The organism is Spongisporangium articulatum (assembly GCF_044465595.1).
In the GTDB taxonomy this organism is placed as follows: domain Bacteria; phylum Actinomycetota; class Actinomycetes; order Actinomycetales; family Kineosporiaceae; genus Spongisporangium; species Spongisporangium articulatum.
In genome coordinates this window covers 891783-909945 of the sequence record NZ_JBITLV010000001.1, presented here as the reverse complement: position 1 = coordinate 909945, position 18163 = coordinate 891783, and the positions used below count along the sequence as shown (strand labels likewise).

20 protein-coding genes are annotated in these 18163 nt (G+C 72.1%); 11 read left to right on the top strand and 9 right to left on the bottom strand.

Going from position 1 to position 18163, the window contains the following annotated elements; translation table 11 throughout:
* Positions 1-69: 69 nt before the first annotated feature.
* Positions 70-1335: a hypothetical protein gene (locus ACIB24_RS04390; RefSeq protein WP_398275681.1), complete on the bottom strand. Its 1266-nt coding sequence runs from the start codon at positions 1333-1335 to the stop codon at positions 70-72.
* Between the two features lie 144 nt (positions 1336-1479).
* On the opposite strand from ACIB24_RS04390, the gene ACIB24_RS04385 reads away from it, so the two are divergent.
* The 5 genes from ACIB24_RS04385 (at position 1480) to ACIB24_RS04365 (ending at position 5883) form a co-directional block, all read left to right on the top strand.
* Positions 1480-2001, top strand: a complete 522-nt coding sequence (locus ACIB24_RS04385; RefSeq protein ID WP_398275678.1) for a CBS domain-containing protein — start codon at positions 1480-1482, stop codon at positions 1999-2001.
* Complete coding sequence (locus ACIB24_RS04380; protein WP_398275675.1) at positions 1998-3296, top strand: ArsB/NhaD family transporter; 1299 nt, start codon at positions 1998-2000, stop codon at positions 3294-3296. The genes ACIB24_RS04385 and ACIB24_RS04380 overlap by 4 nt, the downstream gene beginning before the upstream one ends.
* Position 3297: 1 nt before the next feature.
* A complete protein-coding gene (gene nhaA / locus ACIB24_RS04375) occupies positions 3298-4509 on the top strand; it encodes a Na+/H+ antiporter NhaA (protein ID WP_398275672.1) in 1212 nt (403 codons plus the stop codon).
* Between the two features lie 68 nt (positions 4510-4577).
* Positions 4578-4973 carry a phage holin family protein gene (locus tag ACIB24_RS04370; RefSeq protein WP_398275669.1) on the top strand — a complete coding sequence of 132 codons (396 nt, stop codon included), beginning with the start codon at positions 4578-4580 and terminating at the stop codon, positions 4971-4973.
* 7 nt (positions 4974-4980) lie between these two features.
* Positions 4981-5883 carry an alpha/beta fold hydrolase gene (locus tag ACIB24_RS04365; protein WP_398275666.1) on the top strand — a complete coding sequence of 301 codons (903 nt, stop codon included), beginning with the start codon at positions 4981-4983 and terminating at the stop codon, positions 5881-5883.
* Here ACIB24_RS04365 and ACIB24_RS04360 read toward each other — a convergent pair.
* From ACIB24_RS04360 to nth, 3 genes are read right to left on the bottom strand one after another with little or no spacing between them, the layout of a single operon-like run.
* Positions 5880-7058 (bottom strand): MarP family serine protease, encoded by a 1179-nt coding sequence (locus ACIB24_RS04360; RefSeq protein ID WP_398275663.1) that lies wholly within the window; start codon positions 7056-7058, stop codon positions 5880-5882. The two genes, ACIB24_RS04365 and ACIB24_RS04360, sit on opposite strands and share 4 nt — an antisense overlap.
* Positions 7055-7813: an NUDIX hydrolase gene (locus ACIB24_RS04355; protein ID WP_398275661.1), complete on the bottom strand. Its 759-nt coding sequence runs from the start codon at positions 7811-7813 to the stop codon at positions 7055-7057. Before ACIB24_RS04355 ends, ACIB24_RS04360 begins: the two co-directional genes overlap by 4 nt.
* A complete protein-coding gene (gene nth, locus ACIB24_RS04350; RefSeq protein WP_398275658.1) occupies positions 7810-8550 on the bottom strand; it encodes an endonuclease III in 741 nt (246 codons plus the stop codon). The genes ACIB24_RS04355 and nth overlap by 4 nt, the downstream gene beginning before the upstream one ends.
* 172 nt (positions 8551-8722) lie before the next feature.
* On the opposite strand from nth, the gene ACIB24_RS04345 reads away from it, so the two are divergent.
* Both ACIB24_RS04345 and ACIB24_RS04340 read left to right on the top strand, forming a co-directional pair.
* Positions 8723-9136: a hypothetical protein gene (locus ACIB24_RS04345; protein ID WP_398275655.1), complete on the top strand. Its 414-nt coding sequence runs from the start codon at positions 8723-8725 to the stop codon at positions 9134-9136.
* 240 nt (positions 9137-9376) lie between these two features.
* Positions 9377-10054: a Crp/Fnr family transcriptional regulator gene (locus tag ACIB24_RS04340; protein ID WP_398275652.1), complete on the top strand. Its 678-nt coding sequence runs from the start codon at positions 9377-9379 to the stop codon at positions 10052-10054.
* A gap of 3 nt (positions 10055-10057) precedes the next feature.
* Here ACIB24_RS04340 and ACIB24_RS04335 read toward each other — a convergent pair whose 3' ends face one another.
* Entirely contained in the window at positions 10058-10819 is a 762-nt protein-coding gene (locus ACIB24_RS04335) for an MBL fold metallo-hydrolase (protein WP_398275649.1), read from the bottom strand.
* Between the two features lie 158 nt (positions 10820-10977).
* Between ACIB24_RS04335 and ACIB24_RS04330 the strand changes: the two genes are divergently transcribed.
* A complete protein-coding gene (locus tag ACIB24_RS04330; RefSeq protein ID WP_398275646.1) occupies positions 10978-11559 on the top strand; it encodes a MerR family transcriptional regulator in 582 nt (193 codons plus the stop codon).
* Positions 11560-11569: 10 nt separating this feature from the next.
* Here ACIB24_RS04330 and ACIB24_RS04325 read toward each other — a convergent pair whose 3' ends face one another.
* Together ACIB24_RS04325 and ACIB24_RS04320 are read right to left on the bottom strand one after the other, a co-directional pair.
* A complete protein-coding gene (locus ACIB24_RS04325) occupies positions 11570-12040 on the bottom strand; it encodes a RidA family protein (protein ID WP_398275643.1) in 471 nt (156 codons plus the stop codon).
* Entirely contained in the window at positions 12041-12193 is a 153-nt protein-coding gene (locus tag ACIB24_RS04320) for a hypothetical protein (RefSeq protein ID WP_398275640.1), read from the bottom strand.
* Positions 12194-12435: 242 nt separating this feature from the next.
* Here ACIB24_RS04320 and ACIB24_RS04315 point away from each other — a divergent pair, with 242 nt between their 5' ends.
* Positions 12436-13440 (top strand): ArsA-related P-loop ATPase, encoded by a 1005-nt coding sequence (locus tag ACIB24_RS04315; protein WP_398276751.1) that lies wholly within the window; start codon positions 12436-12438, stop codon positions 13438-13440.
* On the top strand, positions 13437-14585 hold the full coding sequence (locus ACIB24_RS04310) for an ArsA family ATPase (RefSeq protein ID WP_398275637.1): 1149 nt from the start codon (positions 13437-13439) through the stop codon (positions 14583-14585). The genes ACIB24_RS04315 and ACIB24_RS04310 overlap by 4 nt, the downstream gene beginning before the upstream one ends.
* Here the strand turns inward: ACIB24_RS04310 and ACIB24_RS04305 are convergent.
* Positions 14582-14998, bottom strand: a complete 417-nt coding sequence (locus tag ACIB24_RS04305) for a hypothetical protein (protein WP_398275634.1) — start codon at positions 14996-14998, stop codon at positions 14582-14584. The genes ACIB24_RS04310 and ACIB24_RS04305 overlap by 4 nt on opposite strands.
* A 95-nt stretch (positions 14999-15093) precedes the next feature.
* On the bottom strand, positions 15094-15423 hold the full coding sequence (locus ACIB24_RS04300) for a WhiB family transcriptional regulator (RefSeq protein ID WP_398275631.1): 330 nt from the start codon (positions 15421-15423) through the stop codon (positions 15094-15096).
* 491 nt (positions 15424-15914) lie between these two features.
* On the opposite strand from ACIB24_RS04300, the gene ACIB24_RS04295 reads away from it, so the two are divergent.
* Positions 15915-18152, top strand: coding sequence for a transglycosylase domain-containing protein (locus ACIB24_RS04295; protein ID WP_398275628.1), 2238 nt, complete (start codon positions 15915-15917; stop codon positions 18150-18152).
* The last annotated feature ends 11 nt before the right edge of the window (positions 18153-18163 follow it).

Genomic DNA, 18163 nt, shown 5'->3' with positions numbered 1-18163 from the left:
TTGGCACCATCCCGCTCAAGATCACCGCACGAGTGCAGCGATTCGCAGCCACACACCGAATTTCTGCACTCAGCCGGTGATCTTGGACCTCCGGCCCCGCGAACCGAGCAGGGCGATGCCCGTTCCGAGCAGGAGGACGGGTACGGCGAAGGCGGCGAACTCCACGACGGGGTGCCCGGCCCGGACCTGCCGGGTGAGCTCGGCGATGCGGGCCGGCCGCCAGAACGGGTAGGACGGCGGGTCCGCGGACACCGCCGTCCCGTACCCCACCGCACCCGGCGCCACCGCGAGGGGCATCAGATCGTCGGCCCCTCGGGCGAGCACCCCTTGTCGCAGGGTGCTGGGGTCCACCAGCAGCAGGGCTCCCGAGCGGGCGTCGGGGTCCTCGCCGACGGACACCGTCCGCAGCAGGATCCCGGCGTCGGCCCAGGCCAACAGGCGGGCCGTGAGGATCGTGGCGCCGGGCGGCCACGCCGCGAGAGTGGTCGTTCCGGCTCGGGGAAGGACGACCCCGCTGTCGAAGGACGGCGACACGAACAACGTCCACTCGTCGTTCAACCACAGGTCGGCCTCCTGGCCACCCCCGGCCGGGTGGACGGCGTCGAACCGACCCTCCGGGTCGCCCCCCTCGAAGGCCGCGACCTGGACCGGGGTGCCGCCGCAGTCGTTCACGGAGCGCTGGGTCCCGGCCGAGGTGAACCGCTGAGGTGTGGAGACGACGGGAGCCAGCCAGCACGAGATGTCCCGGGTCGGTTGACCGTCGGGGCTGTCGTCGTCGCGCGGCACGGTGCGCCAGCCGCTCACCTGGAAGGAGCCGGTGTCCCAGCGCAACGCGACCGCCCGGAACCCGTCGGCCTGGATCCACGTGCTCGTCTGCCGCCCGTCGGCCAACCGCAGCAGGTGCAGGCGGCTCGCCCCGCCCCCGGCCGACGATATCCAGGCGACCAGGCGGCCGTCGTCCGAGAGCGCGGCGAGGTCGGAGTCGGAGTCGACAGGGACTCGGGCGTAACGCTTTCCACCGGGGGAGACGACATAGCGATGGCCGTCGAGATCACCCAGCAACAGGACGGCGTTCGTCATCCGCCAGTCGCGTACCGACGGCACCGACCCGGTCGGCGCGTACCAGCGCGCCGGGACGCCGGTGCGCGGCCCGGGCGGAGGGCGCACCGCCCGCTGGGCGAGAGCCGGGAGGGCGACGGACGCCAGCAGTCCGGCGACCCCCAGCAGCACGAGCACCAGACCGGTGACCCGGCGCCGCGACGACGAGCGCCCCGTCGTCGATCCGGCCGCCTCCGGCTCACCCGGCGGTTCGTCCAGGTCGTACTCGAACGTCACGGTTCCCCTCCCCCGGGCGGTCGTCCGGATGCGGTCCCACCTGCGATCACCCTGCCACCGGCTACCCTGGGTGTCTGGTGTGCCGGGAAGTCTGGTCGGCGGCAGGTTCGTCATGCCCTCGACAAGTTCGGACAGGAGCACGCCGTGAAGGCTCTCGACCTCGTCGAGCAGGTCCCCCTGGTCACCTGGGAGACCGATGCGCTGAGCGCCGTCCAGATCCTCGCCGAGCACCGGCTCAGCGGCCTGGTCGTCGCCGACCCCGACGGCGTCCCCGCGGCCGTGGTGCCCGGGCCACAACTGCTGCGGGTCGTCGTCCCGCAGTACGTCCTCGACGACCCGAACCTGGCCCACGTCTACGACGAGGCCGGAGCGGGCGAACAGTTCGGCAGCATGCGCGAGCACCGGCTGGGCGAACTGCGGGACGCCGAGCAGCTCACCACCCGCCGGGTGGTCACCGTCCTCCCGGAGGACACGGTGATCGAGATCGCCGCCGCCATGTGGGAGGAGTCGACCCCGCTGGTGCTGGTGCGCGGCCGGGGCGGCGAATACCACGGCGTGGTCACGCTCGCCCGGCTGGCCGCGGCCCTGCTCGAGTACGGCGGCGCGGGCACCGACGGCACCGGCCGCACGCTGGAGGACGGCGCCGTCGGGGACGGGCCGCAGTGAGCCTGCAGGCCTGGCTGGCCGTCGCGGTCTTCGCCTCCGCCTACGTACTGATCGCCACCGAATGGGTGCACCGGCTCTACGCCGCGCTGGGTGGGGCGGCGGCCATGGTGCTGATCGGGGCGGCCACGTCGGAGTCGGCGTTCTTCTCCGAGGAGTCGGGGATCGACTGGAACGTCGTCTTCCTGCTGCTGGGGATGATGATCATCGTCGGCGTCCTGCGCCAGACGGGGGTCTTCCAGTTCCTGGCCATCTGGGCGGCCAAACGCGCGCGGGGCCGCCCCTACCGGGTCCTCGTCCTGCTTCTCGTGATCACGGCCGTCGCCTCGGCGCTGCTCGACAACGTCACCACCGTGCTGCTGATCGCTCCGGTCACCCTGCTGATCTGCGAGCGGCTGGGCCTGCCGCCGGTGCCGTTCCTGATCGCGGAGGCCATGGCCAGCAACGTCGGCGGGACGGCCACCCTGATCGGCGACCCGCCGAACATCATCATCGCCAGCCGGTCGGGGCTGTCGTTCAACGACTTCGTCCTCAACCTGGCCCCCCTCGTCGTGATCCTGATGATCGTCTTCGTGCTGCTGAGCCGGGTGATGTTCCGGTCGGCCTTCCGGTACGACCCGGAGCGCGTGCAGCGGGTGATGGCGCTGGAGGAGCGCGAGGCGATCACCGACCCGAAGCTCCTGGTCCGGGTGCTCGTCGTGCTCGCCTTCGTCCTGGCCGGTTTCACCCTGCACAGCGTGATCCACCTCGAGCCGTCGGTCGTGGCGCTGCTCGGGGCCGGGGCCGCCGTGGTGGTGTCCCGGCTGGGCAGCGAGGACTTCCTGGCCGAGGTCGAGTGGGAGACCCTGGTCTTCTTCATGGGCCTGTTCGTGATGGTCGGCGGGCTCGTGCACACCGGCGTCATCGAGGAGTTGGGTCGGCTGGCCACCGACGCGGTCGGGGATCACTACCTGGTCGCCGCCACGGGCCTGCTGTTCGGGTCGGCGGTGCTGTCGGGGATCGTCGACAACATCCCGTACGTGGCCACGATGGCGCCGCTGGTCGCCGACCTGGTCGAGAAGGCTCCGCCCGGCGAGGCCCACGCCCTGTGGTGGGCGCTGGCGCTGGGCGCCGACCTGGGCGGCAACGCGACGGCCGTCGGGGCGAGCGCGAACGTGGTGGTCACCGGCATCGCGGCCCGCAACGGGCACCCGATCTCGTTCTGGCAGTTCACGAAGTACGGGCTGGTGGTCACGGCGGTCACGGTGACGCTGTGCTGGCCGTACCTGTGGCTGCGCTACTTCGTGCTGGGCGGTTGACATGCGAAAACTGTTCTCCCGCAGCGACGACCGCACGGTCGCCGAGATCCTGCGGACCGAGACCACCGGCGGTTTCCTGCTGCTGATCGGCGCTCTCGTCGGCCTCGGCTGGGCCAATTCCCCCTGGTCGGACGGCTACCACGCCCTGCTCGAGCAGACCGTCGGGCCCGCCCGGCTGCACCTCGACCTCGACCTGTCCGCCTGGGCCGCCGACGGGCTGCTGGCGATCTTCTTCTTCGTCGCCGGGCTCGAACTCAAGCGCGAGCTGGTGGTCGGCGACCTGCGCGACCCGGGGCGGGCCGTCGTCCCGGTCGTCGCCGCGGTCGCGGGGGTGGCGCTGCCCGCCGTCCTGTACCTGGGGGTGACGTGGCAGGACGCCTCGGCCCGCAGCGGCTGGGCGGTGCCGGTGGCCACCGACATCGCGTTCGCGCTCGCCGTCCTGGCCGTGCTCGGCAGCCACCTGCCCAGCGCCCTGCGGTCGTTCCTGCTCACGCTGGCCGTGGTGGACGACCTGATCGCCATCACGATCATCGCGATCGCGTACTCCGACCACCTCTCCTGGACCCCCCTTCTGGTGGCCGCCGTCCCGCTGGCCGCCTTCGCCGGGCTGGTCCGGGCCGGTCGCGGGCACTGGTGGCTGCTGTGGCCGCTCGCCCTGACGACGTGGGCGCTGGTGCACGCGTCGGGGGTGCACGCGACGGTCGCCGGCGTCCTGCTGGCCTTGACCGTCCCGGCGGCGGGACGGCACGCGGCCGCCGAGCATCTGGAACACGTGCTGCGCCCCGTCTCGGCGGGCGTCGCCGTGCCCCTCTTCGCCTTCGCCGCGGCCGGGGTCACGGTGGACGGCGGGGTGCTGCGGGCGGCGCTCGACGACCCGGTCACGCTCGGCGTCGTCGTCGCCCTCGTGGCGGGCAAGGGGGTCGGGGTGCTGGGCGGGACGTGGCTGACCGCGCGCTTCACCCGGGCCGAACTCGACCCCGAGCTGGGCTGGAGCGACGTCGCCGGGGCCGCCCTGCTGGCCGGGATCGGTTTCACCGTGTCGCTCCTGATCGGCGAGCTGGCCTTCGACGACGCCGAACGGGCCGAACGCGTGCGGCTGGCCGTGCTGGCGGCCTCGCTCCTGGCCGGCGCCCTCGCCTCGGTGGTGCTCGTCCGGCGCAACCGCCGCCACCGTGAACAACTCGCCTCGGCGCACACCACCGGCACCCAATAGGCTCTGACCGGACCGTCGTGGTCTGCGGCGACGCCCACATCGCCATCGCAACCGGAGCAGGAGGCCTCATGCCCGAGGAACGGACTCTCGGCCAGCTCGTCACCGAGGCCAGCGAGGACCTCTCGGCGCTGGTCCGGTACGAGATCGCCCTGGCCAAGGCCGAGGTGAAGGACGACGTCGTGCGCGGGGCCGTCGGCGGGGCGATGTTCGTCGCAGCTGGGACGTTCGCCTTCTTCTCGCTGATCACCCTGCTGGTCACGGCCGGCTACGGCCTGCACGCGGCCGGGCTGTCGGAGTGGTTGTCGTTCCTGATCATCACCGTGGTCCTGCTCCTGCTGGCGGGCATCGTGGCGGGTCTCGGCGTGCTGCAGCTGAAGAAGATCCGCCCGCCCGAGAAGGCCATCACCTCCACCAAGGCGACCCTCGCCGCCGTCCGCGGCCGGAAGGCCCCCACGACGACCTGAGGTCGCATTGGACGTCACCGACGAGGCCGAGACCCTCATCGAGGGGCCCTGGCAGCACCGCTTCGTCGCGGCCAACGGCGCCCGCTTCCACGTGGTGGAGGCCGGATCAGGCCCGCTCGTGCTGCTGCTGCACGGGTTCCCGCAGTTCTGGTGGGCGTGGCGACACCAGCTCGAACCGCTCGTGGACGCCGGGTACCGGGTCGCGGCGATGGACCTGCGGGGCTACGGCGCCAGCGACAAGCCACCCCGCGGGTACGACCCGGCGACCATGTGCGCCGACGTGGCGGGCGTCGTCCGGTCGCTCGGAGAGGCCGAGGCCGTGGTGGTCGGGCACGACTGGGGCGGCTGGCTGGCCTGGTCGATGCCGGGCCTGCAGCCGGGCGTGACCCGGGCGGTGGCGGCGGTCTCGATGGCCCACCCCTTGACCCTGCGTACGGCGCTGGCCCGTGACCCGGGGCAGCGGCGCGCCTGGACGCCGGTGCTCGGGTTCCAGCTGCCGGTCCGCCCGGAACGGCAGCTGACCGGCGGCGACGGCGTGCGCGACCTGCTGCGGCGCTGGTCGGCCACCCGGTTCCCCGACCGCGACGAACTCGACACCTATCGGCGGGCGATGCGGGTGCCGTTCGTGGCCCACTCGGCGCTGGAGGCGTTCCGCTGGGTGATGCGCTCGGTACCGCGCAGCGACGGGCGCCGGTTCGCGGCCGCGGTCGAGGCGCCGGTCGCCGTCCCGGTGCTGCACCTGCACGGCGGCCTCGACCCGTTCGTGCTGACCGGCACCGCGCAGGCCTCCCACGCCCGGGTCGCGGCCCCGCTGACCTGGCGGTTGGTGCCGCACGCGGGGCACTACCTGCCCGAGGAGGCCCCGGCCGAGGTGACCGAGGCCCTGGTGGGGTGGCTGAAGACCCTCTAACCGGCGGTGCAGGACGTGCGGCCGACGGGCGTGGACGAGTTCACGCCCTTCTCGATCGTGCTGCGCGCCTCGGTCATGGTCAGCGCGTACGCCGTCCGGTCGTCGTCCAGCGACTTCGCGAACACCACGCCCACGACGTCGCCGCGCGAGTCGAGCAGCGGCCCGCCCGAGTTGCCGGGCTCAACGGTGGCGTACAGCGAGTAGACGCTGCGGACCGTGTCCGTCTTGCCGTAGATGTCGACGCCCCGCGCCTTCAGCACCTGCCGGACGCGAGCCGCGTCGACGGTGAACGGCCCGTCGTTGGGGAACCCGGCCACCACGGCCGAGTCGCCGCGGGCCTGGTCGGCCCCGAGGTCGAGGGTCTTGGCCGGCAGTCCGGGCACCGCCAGGACGGCGATGTCGCGGCGGGGGTCGAACAGGACGACGCGCGCCTGGTAGCGCCGGCCGACGCCCCGCACCTGCACCTCGGGACTGGTCACGCCGGCGACGACGTGCGCGTTGGTGACGACGCGGCCGGGCGCGACGACGAACCCGCTGCCCTCCTGGCCGCGGGAGCAGTTGGCGGCGCCGGTGATCTTCACGATGCCACCGCGGGCCCGCCGGACGGCGTCCGAACTCGTGACCGCGTCGTCGGGCGGGTCGACGGGCACGATGTTCTCGGCGCCGAACCCCGAGAACACCCGGGGGAAGGCCGAACCGCCCACCGCGGAACGGAAGCTGTCGGCCACCCCGTCGAACTGGGCCGGCACCACCGAGTCGATGGCCTTGATCACCTCGGAGCGCCCGACCATCTTCGACAGCGCCTCGGACGGCCCACCCCGGATCGCCCCCGCGACGAACCACAGCACCAGGGACACCGCGACCAGCCCGGCCAGGCCGCCGGCGACGTGGTCGACCAGGGCCAGCGGCCCCTTCGGGATCGACTCGCGCAGCCGGCCGCCGAGCAGGGCGCCCGCGAACTGTCCGGTCCAGGCGGCCACGATCACCGCGACCAGCACGACGAACGACCGCTGCGGCCCCTCCTCCAGACCGGACACCAGGCGCGGGACCAGCCAGATCGCCAGCACGGCGCCCCCCACGAAACCGCCCAGCGACAGCAGGCCGATCACCACGCCCTGACGGAACCCGGAGACCGCATAGGCGATTAGTAGGGCGAGCAGCACGAGATCGATCACTCGGGCACCTGCTCCTCGACGGCGTCCTCGGCCACGGCGTCGGCGCCCGCAGCATCGACCGAGTCGTAGCGGGTCGCCCCTGCCCGTGCGGCGTCCAGCGGGACGGTCCGGTCCCGGTCCCAGGGCCGGGTCAGCCCGGCCAACTCGAGGACGGCGTCCAGCACCCCGGCGGTGAAACCCCAGACGAACAGCCCGGACGCCTCGAACCCGGCCCCCTCGTAGCCGCTCGGGTGCCGGACGGTGAACCGGTTGGCCGGGTCGGCCAGCTCCGCGACGGGCACCCGGACCACGGCCTCCACCTCCGCCGGGTCGACGGGGGCGACCGGCGAGGGCGTGCGCCACCAGCCCAGCACGGGTTCGACCACGAAGTTGGTCACCGCGACGTGCAGGTCACCACCGACTCCGTGGACGTCGACGCCCGCCGGGTCCAGCCCCGTCTCCTCCCACGCCTCCCGCAGGGCCGCGTCGGCCGGGCCCGCGTCGTCCGGCTCGATCCGTCCCCCCGGGAACGCCACCTGACCCGCGTGCGAACGCAGGGTGGCGGCCCGCCGGGTGAGCAGCACGTCGTCCCCGTTCTCCGATGACCCGAAGAGGATCAACACGGCGCTGCGCCGAGGCGGTTCGTCCCACGTGGGCAGCTGCCGCAGCACCTCCTGCGGCCGCTGCGGGAAGGTCAGCTGCGAAACCCTCCCGGCCAGCCGGACGAACCACTCGGGGGGCGACGCGTCCGGGTACGGCTGAGCAGACGTGCTCACCCAGACACCTCGACCGGTCCCTTGACCAGCTTGACCGCCCGCTCGGGGTCGGTCTCGCCCGCCCCGTAGCTCGGGCACAGCGCCGCGACCGGGCAGGCGCCGCAGGCGGGCTTCCGGGCGTGGCAGGTCCGCCGGCCGTGGAAGATCACCCGGTGCGAGAGCATCGTCCACTCGCTGCGGGGGAAGAGGGCGCACAGCTCCTTCTCGATCTCCACCGGATCCTCGGACGTCGTCCAGCCGAACCGGCGTGACAGGCGCCCGACGTGCGTGTCCACCGGCAGGCCGGGGACCCCGAAGGCGTTGCCGAGCACCACGTTGGCGGTCTTGCGGCCCACCCCGGGCAGGGTGACCAGTTTGTCCATCCGGTTCGGCACCTCGCCGCCGAAGTCCTCCACCAACCGGGCGCCGAGCTTCATCACCGCGTCCGTCTTGGCCCGGAAGAAGCCCGTCGGCTTCAGCAGGGTCTCCAGCTCGTCCCGGTCGGCCCCGGCGTAGGCGGCCGCGGTGGGGTAGCGGCGGAACAGCTCGGGCGTGACCTGATTGACCCGCACGTCCGTGGTCTGCGCCGACAGGATCGTGGCGACCAGCAGCTCCAACGGCGTGGTGAAGTCGAGCTCGCAGTGGGCGTCGGGGTACCGCTCGGTCAGGAGCCGGTTGATCCGGCGCGCACGACGGGTGCGCGCCAGCGGCGACTCCCCGCTGATGTCGAGGGCGGTTTTCGCCGTCCGTCCGGTCACCTGGTCAGCCTAAACGGGGCTCGTGGGTTGCGTCCGGCGACCACCCTCGAGCCGGCCGCCGTGCCGTGCGCCAGCAGGGTGAGGCACCGTGCCCCCCGCTCAAGCGACAGCCGGGCGCCGACGAAATTCCCCGCATCCGGGAACACGACCTTCACGCGGAACAGGAGACGAGATGCCCTTCGGCCTGACCGATCCGACGACCGCACTGTCCTTCTCGACGATGCCCATCGAGGAGCTGTCCCAGACCCACCGGGATCTGGTCGCCGCGCAGCGCGAGGCCGAGCACTGGCACCGGCTGGTCTCGGCCCGGATCGACCTGGCCGTGGCCTCGGTCGCCGACCTGGAGGAACCGCATCCGCTGCCCGAGGAGGTCATCTGCGGGACACCCTGCACGCCGCCCTCCGGCCTGAGTGACCTGCTGGGGATCCCACGCAGCGAGGACCGGCTGGCCGAGACCGGGCTGCTGCTGCGGCTGCGGCACGCCCTGGCGGACCTGGAGACCTACGGCCGCACGCTCGACGCGCTGGCCGACGAGGCCGGGCGCGTGCTCGGCGCCCGGGTCGGGTCGGTCCGGCTCACCGCCTGAGGGGACTTACCAGCACTCGCTGCCTTCCTCAGATGACTGGCTGTCACGTTTTCGCGCGTGCGATGCTGATCGGCGCTCGCTCCGCTCGCTGGGTGGGTCACCCAGTGCTCCCCTCGGGTGTGTCCCGATGCATCCGTGCACCAGACTGTGCACCGGTAGGGCAGGATGCCTACGCAGGGTGAGCCCTGCCACGGACGGGCCGAGAGGGGCCCCCGTGACCACGGATGATGGAGGAAACCGGTGGACGACGACGTCGTGCGTCAGGCGCCCCTGTTCGCTGCGCTCGACGACGAGGCCGCCGACGCTCTGCGGGCGACGATGAGTCGCGCCGAGATCGGCCGGGGGCAGGTGCTCTTCCACGAGGGCGACCCGGGCGACCGGCTCTACGTGATCGTCGAGGGCAAGGTGAAGCTCGGCCGCGCCTCGGGTGACGGCCGCGAGAACCTGCTGGCGATCCTCGGCCCCGGCGAGATGTTCGGCGAGCTGTCGTTGTTCGACCCGGGCCCGCGTAACGCCACCGCCACCGCGGTCGCCGACACGTCGCTGATCGGCCTGGGCGCCGACGACCTGGTGACCTGGCTGACCGGGCGTCCCGATGTCGCCCGCCAGCTGCTGCGGGCCCTGGCCCGTCGCCTGCGCCGCACCAACGAGGCCCTGGCCGACCTGGTCTTCTCCGACGTCCCGGGGCGGGTCGCGAAGGCCCTGCTCGACCTGTCGGAGCGGTTCGGCCGGCCGACGGACGACGGCCTGCGGGTCGCGCACGACCTCACCCAGGAGGAGCTGGCCCAGCTGGTCGGCGCCTCCCGCGAGACGGTGAACAAGGCGTTGGCCGACTTCGCCTCGCGGGGTTGGCTGCGCCTCGAGGCGCGGGCCGTCGTGCTCATCGACGTCGAGCGGATGCGCCGCCGGGCGCGCTGAGCCTTACAGGCCGAGGTAGTCCAGCTGTGCCTGGACGCTGACCTCGGCCGCGCCCCACAGTTCCTGCGGGACGTCGGCGTAGACCACCTCGACGACGGCGCGCGCGGTGCGCGCCCCGGCCGCGTGCGCCGCGCTCACCTGGTCGAGCCGGGTACGCCGGTGCTGCTGGTACTCCAGGACGACGCCGGCCGGGTTCTCGCGCGCCGGCCCGTGGCCGGGCAGCAACCACCGGACGTCGTGGGTGGCCACGACGCCGGCCAGGACGTCCAGCGAGCGCAGGTACTCGCCGAGGTGGCCGTCCGGTTCCGCGATGATCGTCGTCCCGCGCCCGAGCACGGTGTCGCCGGTCAGCAGCAGACCGGCGGGTTCGAGCAGCAGGCTCGTGGAGTCGGCGGTGTGGCCGGGCGTCGCGACCGTCCGCAGCCCGCCGTCCCACGCCGCGCTCGGGCGGAAGTCGTCCCAGCCGTGCTCGGCGCCGTACACCGGCGCCCCGGACAGTTCCGCGAACCGCGGCGCTCCCTCGGCGTGGTCGAAGTGGTGATGGGTGAGCAGCACCGCCTCGACGCGCGCGCCGTCGGCCGTCGCCGCCGCCAGCACCGCCTGGAGGTGCCCCTCGTCGAGCGGGCCCGGATCGACGACGACCGTCGCCCCGGAACCGGGTGGGCGCAGCACCCAGGTGTTGGTGCCGTCCAGCGTCATCAGCCCCGGGTTGTCGGCGCGGACCAGCCGCGCCCACGGTCCGAAGTCGGAACTCGGTTCGGTCACGCGCTTGATGCTACGCACAGTCGTCGCCTGCGCCGCCGGTTGCCTGCGCTCTCGTGCTCTGCCTGCGATAGTGAAGACTTCAACGGTGGGAGCGGCGTCAGTACGGCCACGGGGTGTAGCCGGCTCGGGCGTCGCGATGCGACAAACGGGGTTGAGGCATGGGAGCGGAAGACTCCTACTCCATAGACGAACTGGCGCGGGCGGCCGGGATGACGACGCGGAACGTGCGGGCCTACCGGACCAAGGGCCTGCTGCCCCCGCCGGTCCGGTCCGGGCGGGCGTCGCAGTACCGCACGGCGCACCTGGACCGGTTGCGGGACATCCGCGAGCTGCGCGACGCGGGGCTGCCGCTGAAGATGATCGTGGAGGCCGCGCGGCGCGGCGAGGACCTGGGCCCGGGCGGGCCGTTGCGGTTGCTGGCCGCGGGTTTCGGTGACCAGGACGGCTGGCCGGACGACGACGCCGGGCCGGGCCCGACCGTGCTGGACGACCCGCGCGCCTACGAAATTCTGCAGCGGCTGCGGGAACTCGGGCTCGCACCCAGCGTCGGCCTGGTCGCGTCGTTGCGCATCGCGCAGCGCAGCGCGGACCTCGGCCGCGAGCTCGACACGCTGGTGGCGCAGGACGCGGGTGGTGTCGACCCGTCGAGTGAGCGCGGCGTGCAGGTGCGCGAGTCGCTGGTGCAGCTGAGCGTGCTGATCACCGATGAGGTCGTGCGGCAGATGCTGCTGCCGGACTGACCAGCCGCGGTCAGCGGACGGCGAGCACCATTTCGACCTCGACGGGCGCCCCGAGCGGCAGGGCGGCGACGCCGAACGCCGAGCGGGCGTGCACACCGGCCTCGCCGAAGACCTGGCCCAGCACGTCGCTGGCGCCGTTGATCACCTGCGGCTGCCCGGTGAACTGCGGGTCGCTGTTCACCATGCCCAGCACCTTGACGACCCGCACGACGCGGTCGAGGTCGCCGAGCACGGAGTGGGCCGCGGCGATGCCGTTCAGCGCGCAGATGCGGGCCAGCTCGTAGCCCTCCTCGACGGTGACGAAACCCTCGCCATCGCCGAGCTTGCCGGTGCGGGCCAGTGAGCCCTGCACCATCGGCACCTGGCCGGAGACCCACACGTGGTCGCCGTCCAGCACGGCCGGGGTGTACGAGGCGACGGGGGTGACGACCGCGGGCAGCTCGATGCCGAGTTCGGCCAGCCGGTCGGCGACGCGGCCCATTCAGGCCACCGGCCGCTTCAGGTAGGCCACCAGCCCGCCGGTCGGGCCGGTCACGACGGTGACCAGCTCCCAGCCGTCCTCACCCCACTGGTTCAGGATCGCCTGCGTGTTGTGCACGATCAGGGCCGGCGTCGCGTACTCCCACTTCGTCATGCGCGCGAGCTTACTCAGGGCCACCCCGACGGCGGCGTGCCCAGCGGAAGCACAGAAATCCGGCCTCGGGAGCGCGAATCTCTGTGCTTTGGGCTGGCACGCCGGTGAAGGTGGGCGGCGGGCGTGCCCACGGCGGGAACGCTGCCTACGCTTGAGGGGTGCCCGCCCGTCGTCCCCCCAGCCTGTCCCCCCAAGAACGCCTCCTCGCCCGGCCCGCCGACCACGCGACCGACTGGGACGACGTGCGGCTGCACGTCGTGACCGGCAAGGGCGGCACCGGCAAGACGACGGTCGCCGCCGCCCTGGCACTGGGGCTGGCCGCCGGCGGGCGCCGGACCCTGCTGGTCGAGGTCGAGGGCCGGCAGAACATCGCCCGGCTGTTCGACGTCCCGGCCCTGCCCTACGACGAGCAACGCATCGCCGTCGCCCCCGGCGGCGGGGAGGTGTACGCGCTGGCGATCGACGCCAAGGAGGCCCTGCTCGAGTACCTCGACGTCTTCTACCGGCTGGGCCGGGCGGGCAAGGTGCTGGAGAAGGTCGGGGCGGTCGACTTCGCCACGACGGTGGCCCCCGGGGTGCGCGACGTGCTGCTGATCGGGAAGGTCTACGAGGCGGTCCGGCGGACCCAGCCCGGGCGTGGGGGCCAGGGCCGCCCGGTCTACGACGCCGTCGTCCTCGACGCCCCGCCCACGGGGCGGATCACCCGCTTCCTCAACGTCAACGAGGAGGTCGTCGGGCTGGCCAAGGTCGGGCCGATCCGCAACCAGGCGAATGCCGTGATGACGCTGCTGCGTTCGCCGCAGGCCGCCGTTCACCTGGTCACGGTGCTGGAGGAGATGCCGGTCCAGGAGACGGTGGACGGCGTGGCCGAGCTGCTCGCGGCGCACCTGCCGGTGGGCGGTGTGGTGGTGAACATGGTGACCGAGCCGTTCTTGCCGGGCGACGCGCTGGAACGTGCGTCGGCCGGGACGCTGGACCGCGACGAGGTGCTGGCCGGGCTGACCGCGGCCGGGCTCGGACGACGGTCGCAGGCCACCGGGAACGACACGAGTCCCGCAGCGCTCACCACCGCGCTCCTCGGCGAGGCCGCCGACCACGCGTCCCGGGTCGCGATGCAACGCGACGAGCGCAAGGAACTGGCCGAACTGGCCCGCCCCACCTACGAACTGCCGCTGCTGGCCGGCGGGATCGACGTCGGGGCGCTCTACGAACTCGCCGCCCGGCTGCGCGAACAGGGGATGTCGTGACCGGCTCACCGTCGTCCCTCGACGTGGACGCGCTCCTGACCGACCCGGCGACGCGCATCCTGGTGTGCTGCGGCTCGGGCGGGGTCGGGAAGACGACGACGGCGGCCGCTCTCGGTCTGCGCGCGGCCGAACGGGGGCGCCGGGTGGTGGTTCTCACCATCGACCCGGCCCGTCGGCTGGCCCAGTCGATGGGCCTGCAGGAGCTGGACAACACCCCGCGCCCGGTGACGGGAGTCGCCACCGCGGCGGGTGGGCGGCTCGACGCCATGATGCTCGACATGAAGCGCACCTTCGACGAGGTGATCGAGGGGCACAGCACCCCCGAGAAGGCCGCCTCCATCCTGGAGAATCCCTTCTACCAGGCGCTTTCCAGCTCCTTCGCCGGCACCCAGGAGTACATGGCGATGGAGAAGCTCGGCCAGCTGCGGGCCCGGGCCGACCGGGATTCCGACGGCTGGGACCTGATCGTCGTCGACACCCCGCCCAGCCGGTCGGCCCTCGACTTCCTGGACGCCCCGCAGCGGCTGGGGTCGTTCCTGGACGGCCGGTTCATCCGGGTGCTGACCGCTCCGGCCCGGGCCGGCGGCCGGGCGTACCTGAAAGTCGTCTCCGCGGCGATGAACACGGCGGCCTCGGTGGTGACCAAGGTGCTCGGCGCCCAGGTGCTGAAGGACGTGCAGACCTTCGTCGCCGCCACCGACACGATGTTCGGCGGGTTCCGCGAGCGCGCGGACGCCACCTACAAGCTGCTCCAGGCGCCCGGCACCGCCTTCGTCGTGGTCGCCGCCCCCGAGCCCGACGCGCTGCGCGAGGCGTCGTACTTCGTCGAACGGCTGGCCGACGAGCGGATGCCGCTGGCCGGGCTGGTCCTGAACCGGGTGCACTCGTGCCGGGCCGAGGGCCTGTCGGCGGAGCGGGCGCTGGCGGCGGCCGAGGACCTCGAGGACGACGAGGCGCACCCCCTGGTCGCGGGCCTGCTGCGGTTGCACGCCGACCAGATGCGCCGGGGCGCCCGGGAGGCGGAGCTCGCGGCCCGGTTCAGCCACGCGCACCCCGACGTCCCGGTCGCCCGGATCGCCGCCCGGCCTCGGGACGTCCACGACCTCGATGGGCTGCGCGAGGTCGGGGAGTCACTGGCTTCCTAAGGCGTGTACCAGCGGATCGCGTCCCACACGCCGGGTGAGATCAGGACGACGACGGCCAGGGCCCCGTTCAGCAGCACGGCGACCAGCCAGCGGGTCCAGGTGTGCCCGGCCCAGCCGGCCAGCAGGAGGTTGGCGCAGACGAATCCGGCCACGGCCCCGGCCACGACGAGCGCCGCGAGCACCCAGTCGACCGCCCCGTCGTCGAAGGTCGGGTCGAGCGCGGCCAGGCCCCGCGGGGCCAGCACGTACTGCTGGAGGGTGGCCACGCCGAGCACGTAGGGGACGACGGCCACGTAGCCGATGACCAGGTTCATCGGGACGGCGAGCAGCCAGTAGCGGAGGCGGAGCCCCCGGCGCGCGCGAGCCGCACGGCGCTCCCGCCGACCCCCGGGGACCGGGCTCGCGTCGTCCATCTGCCGATCGTGACCCACCGGGCGCCGGCCGGTGGGCAAAACGTTCGAGCCCCGCCTGAGCGGAGCAGGCGGGGCTCGAACGACGAGAAGGTGGGTCAGCTGGCGCGGCTGGCGGAGACGGGCTCCTTGCCCGGCTCCAGGAGGTCGACCAGGCGCAGCTGCTCGGCGCGGGCCGTCTCCAGCAGGCGGCGCCACGACTGGACGTTCGGGCGGCGGCGGAGCAGCGCACGGCGCTCACGCTCGGTCATCCCGCCCCAGACCCCGAACTCGATGCGGTGGTCGAGCGCGTCGGAGAGGCACTCCGTCCGCACGGGGCAGGAGAAGCAGACCGCCTTGGCCCGGTTCTGCGCCGCACCCTGCACGAACAGTGCATCCGGGTCCGACCCTCGGCAGGCGCCCTGCGTAGCCCACTGGTTCACCGTCACGCTCACTCCTTGACCCTCCCTGGACCCCCGTGGCCCAACGTCGCACCCCGAGCTGAACCGTCACTGATGACGTTAGGTGAGCAACTGCTACGGCAATAAGGGCCGGATGGCTGAATCGCCATCGTCCGAAGTGACGATGAGTTACAGCTCGCAAACGATCCGACACTTTTAGTGCCCATTTGACGTTGGCCTGACATCCGTCTGGGTGACGGAGCCGGTTCCAGGCGTCTCCTGGCCCTGCAGTCGCCTGACCTCGACCCCGTTCGCCCACCTCCACGTGGGCGACCGAGACGTCGGTCGGACAGCTCGTACCAGTGCCAGATCGAACAGAAGGCCCGAAGCGTTACGGGACATCCTCAAAAAGACTTAAGACACGGAACGTGCTCAGCCGTCACACCAGCCGCACCGGCCACGCGCGCCGCGACGAACTCCACCGCGCTGACAGGGTGCGACCTGCCGAAACGGTCCCCCGGACGGCTTAGGCTGAGTCCATGAGCTCGGGCCCCGAACGCAACGTCCTCGGTCTCTTCGGCGCCTTCGTGGCGTGCAGCGTGGTGATGGGCCTGCTCGGCGCCGGCCTGATGCTGCCCGTCGTCGGAGCCTCGGGAGTCGGCGCCAAGAAGTCGGTCGACGTGTTCGCCAAGCTGCCCAGCAACCTGGAGCAACCGCCGCTGTCGCAGGGCTCCACGGTGCTCGACAAGAAGGGCAAGGTCCTCGCCTCCTTCTACGAGGAGAACCGCGAGGTGGTGCCGCTGTCGAAGATCAGCCCGAACATGCAGAACGCGGTCGTGGCCATCGAGGACGCCCGGTTCTACGAGCACGGCGGGTTCGACTCCAAGGGCCTCGTGCGAGCGTTCGTGACCAATAAGGTCAACGGCGCCACCGAGCAGGGCGCCTCGACGCTGACCCAGCAGTACGTGAAGAACGTGCTGGTGGAGACGGCCTACGTGAACAACGACAAGCAGGGCATCGAGGACGCGCGGGCGCAGAACTACGGCCGCAAGCTGAAGGAGATCCGCTACGCGGTGGCGCTGGAGAAGCAGCTCACCAAGCCGGAGATCCTCGAGCGGTACCTGAACATCATCTGGTTCGGCGGCAAGATCTACGGCGTCGAGGCGGCCGCGCACTTCTATTACGACACCACCGCCGCCAAGCTGACCCTGCAGCAGGCGGCGATGCTGGCCGGGATGATCCAGGCACCGGCCCAGTGGGACCCGGTCGACCACCAGGACGACGCCGCGCAGCGCCGCAACATCGTGCTGCGCCGCATGCTCGACCTGAAGATGATCGACCAGGCCACGTACGAGACGACTCGCGAGCAGTCGCTGGGCGCCAAGGAGCACCCGGTCCCCAACGGCTGTGCCAACGCCGGGTACTCCGCCTACTTCTGCGACTACGTGAAGCGCACGATCGAGCAGAACGACGCATTCAAGGCCCTCGGCGCCACCCAGGACGACCGCGCCAACGCCCTGCTGCGCGGCGGCTACACGATCAAGACGACGCTGGACCCGAAGGTGCAGAAGGCGGCGTGGAACTCGGTAAGCCGGACCATCAAGCCCAGCGACAAGAGCAAGGTCCGCACGGCGGCCGTCACCGTCGAGCCCGGCACCGGCAACATCATCGCGATGGCCCAGAACACGACGTACAACGGCAAGGGGCCCGGCACCGGCGTCTTCCTGAACTACTCGGTCGACCGGAAGGACGGCGGCTCGGCGGGCTTCCAGACCGGCTCGACGTTCAAGCCCTACACGCTCCTCGCCTGGCTGAAGGCGGGGCACACGCTCAACGACACCGTCGACGCCAGCACCGGGACGCGCTCGTTCAGCTCCTTCAAGGCCTGCGGGAAGCCGCTGGTCGGCGGCAGCTACACATACAGCAACGCCGGCGACTCGGGCAGCAAGGGCGGCGGGATGAGCGTCTGGAACGCCACCGCCAACTCGGTCAACAAGGCCTACGTGTCGATGGAGCAGAAGCTCGACATCTGCGACATCGCCAAGGGGGCCGAAGCGCTGGGTGTTCACCAGGCCATCCCGACCGGTGACTGCCAGCCGAAGGGCGAGACCAGCGAGGACATCCCGACCTGCTACCCGTCGCTGACCCTGGGCGTCATCAACATCTCGCCGCTCACGCAGGCCACCGCATACGCCGCCTTCGCGGCGGAGGGCGAGTACTGCAAGGCGCGGGCCGTCGCCTCGATCGAGGATCGGGACGGCAACGACGTCAGCGTGCCCGGCAAGTCGTGCAAGCAGGCCATGGACAAGGACGTCGCCGACGGCATGGCGCTGGGTCTGAGCCGGGTGCTGACCAACGGGACCGCGGCACGAGTCGGCCCGCTGCCGGGCGGCCGCCCGGCGTCCGGCAAGACCGGTACGACCAACAACTCGATCGCCACCTGGTTCGTCGGGTTCACGCCGCAGCTGGCGACCGCCGTCTGGGTCGGCCGCCCGAACCACGACGGCGAGCCGACCTCGCTCAACGGGCGCACCATCAACGGCACCTACTACGGCTCGGTCTACGGCGCCACGCTGGCCGCCCCGATCTGGAAGAAGATCATGGAGCCGGCCCTGAAGGGCAAGAAGGTCGAGAAGTTCGACCAGCCGCCCAGCAGCATGATCGGTCACTACACGCCGCCCAAGCAGGAGGGCGACGACAAGAAGAAGACCAACGACGGCCCGGGCAACAACGGGAACGGGAACGGGGCCGGTGGGATCGTCGACCCCAACCGTTGAAGAGAACTGTT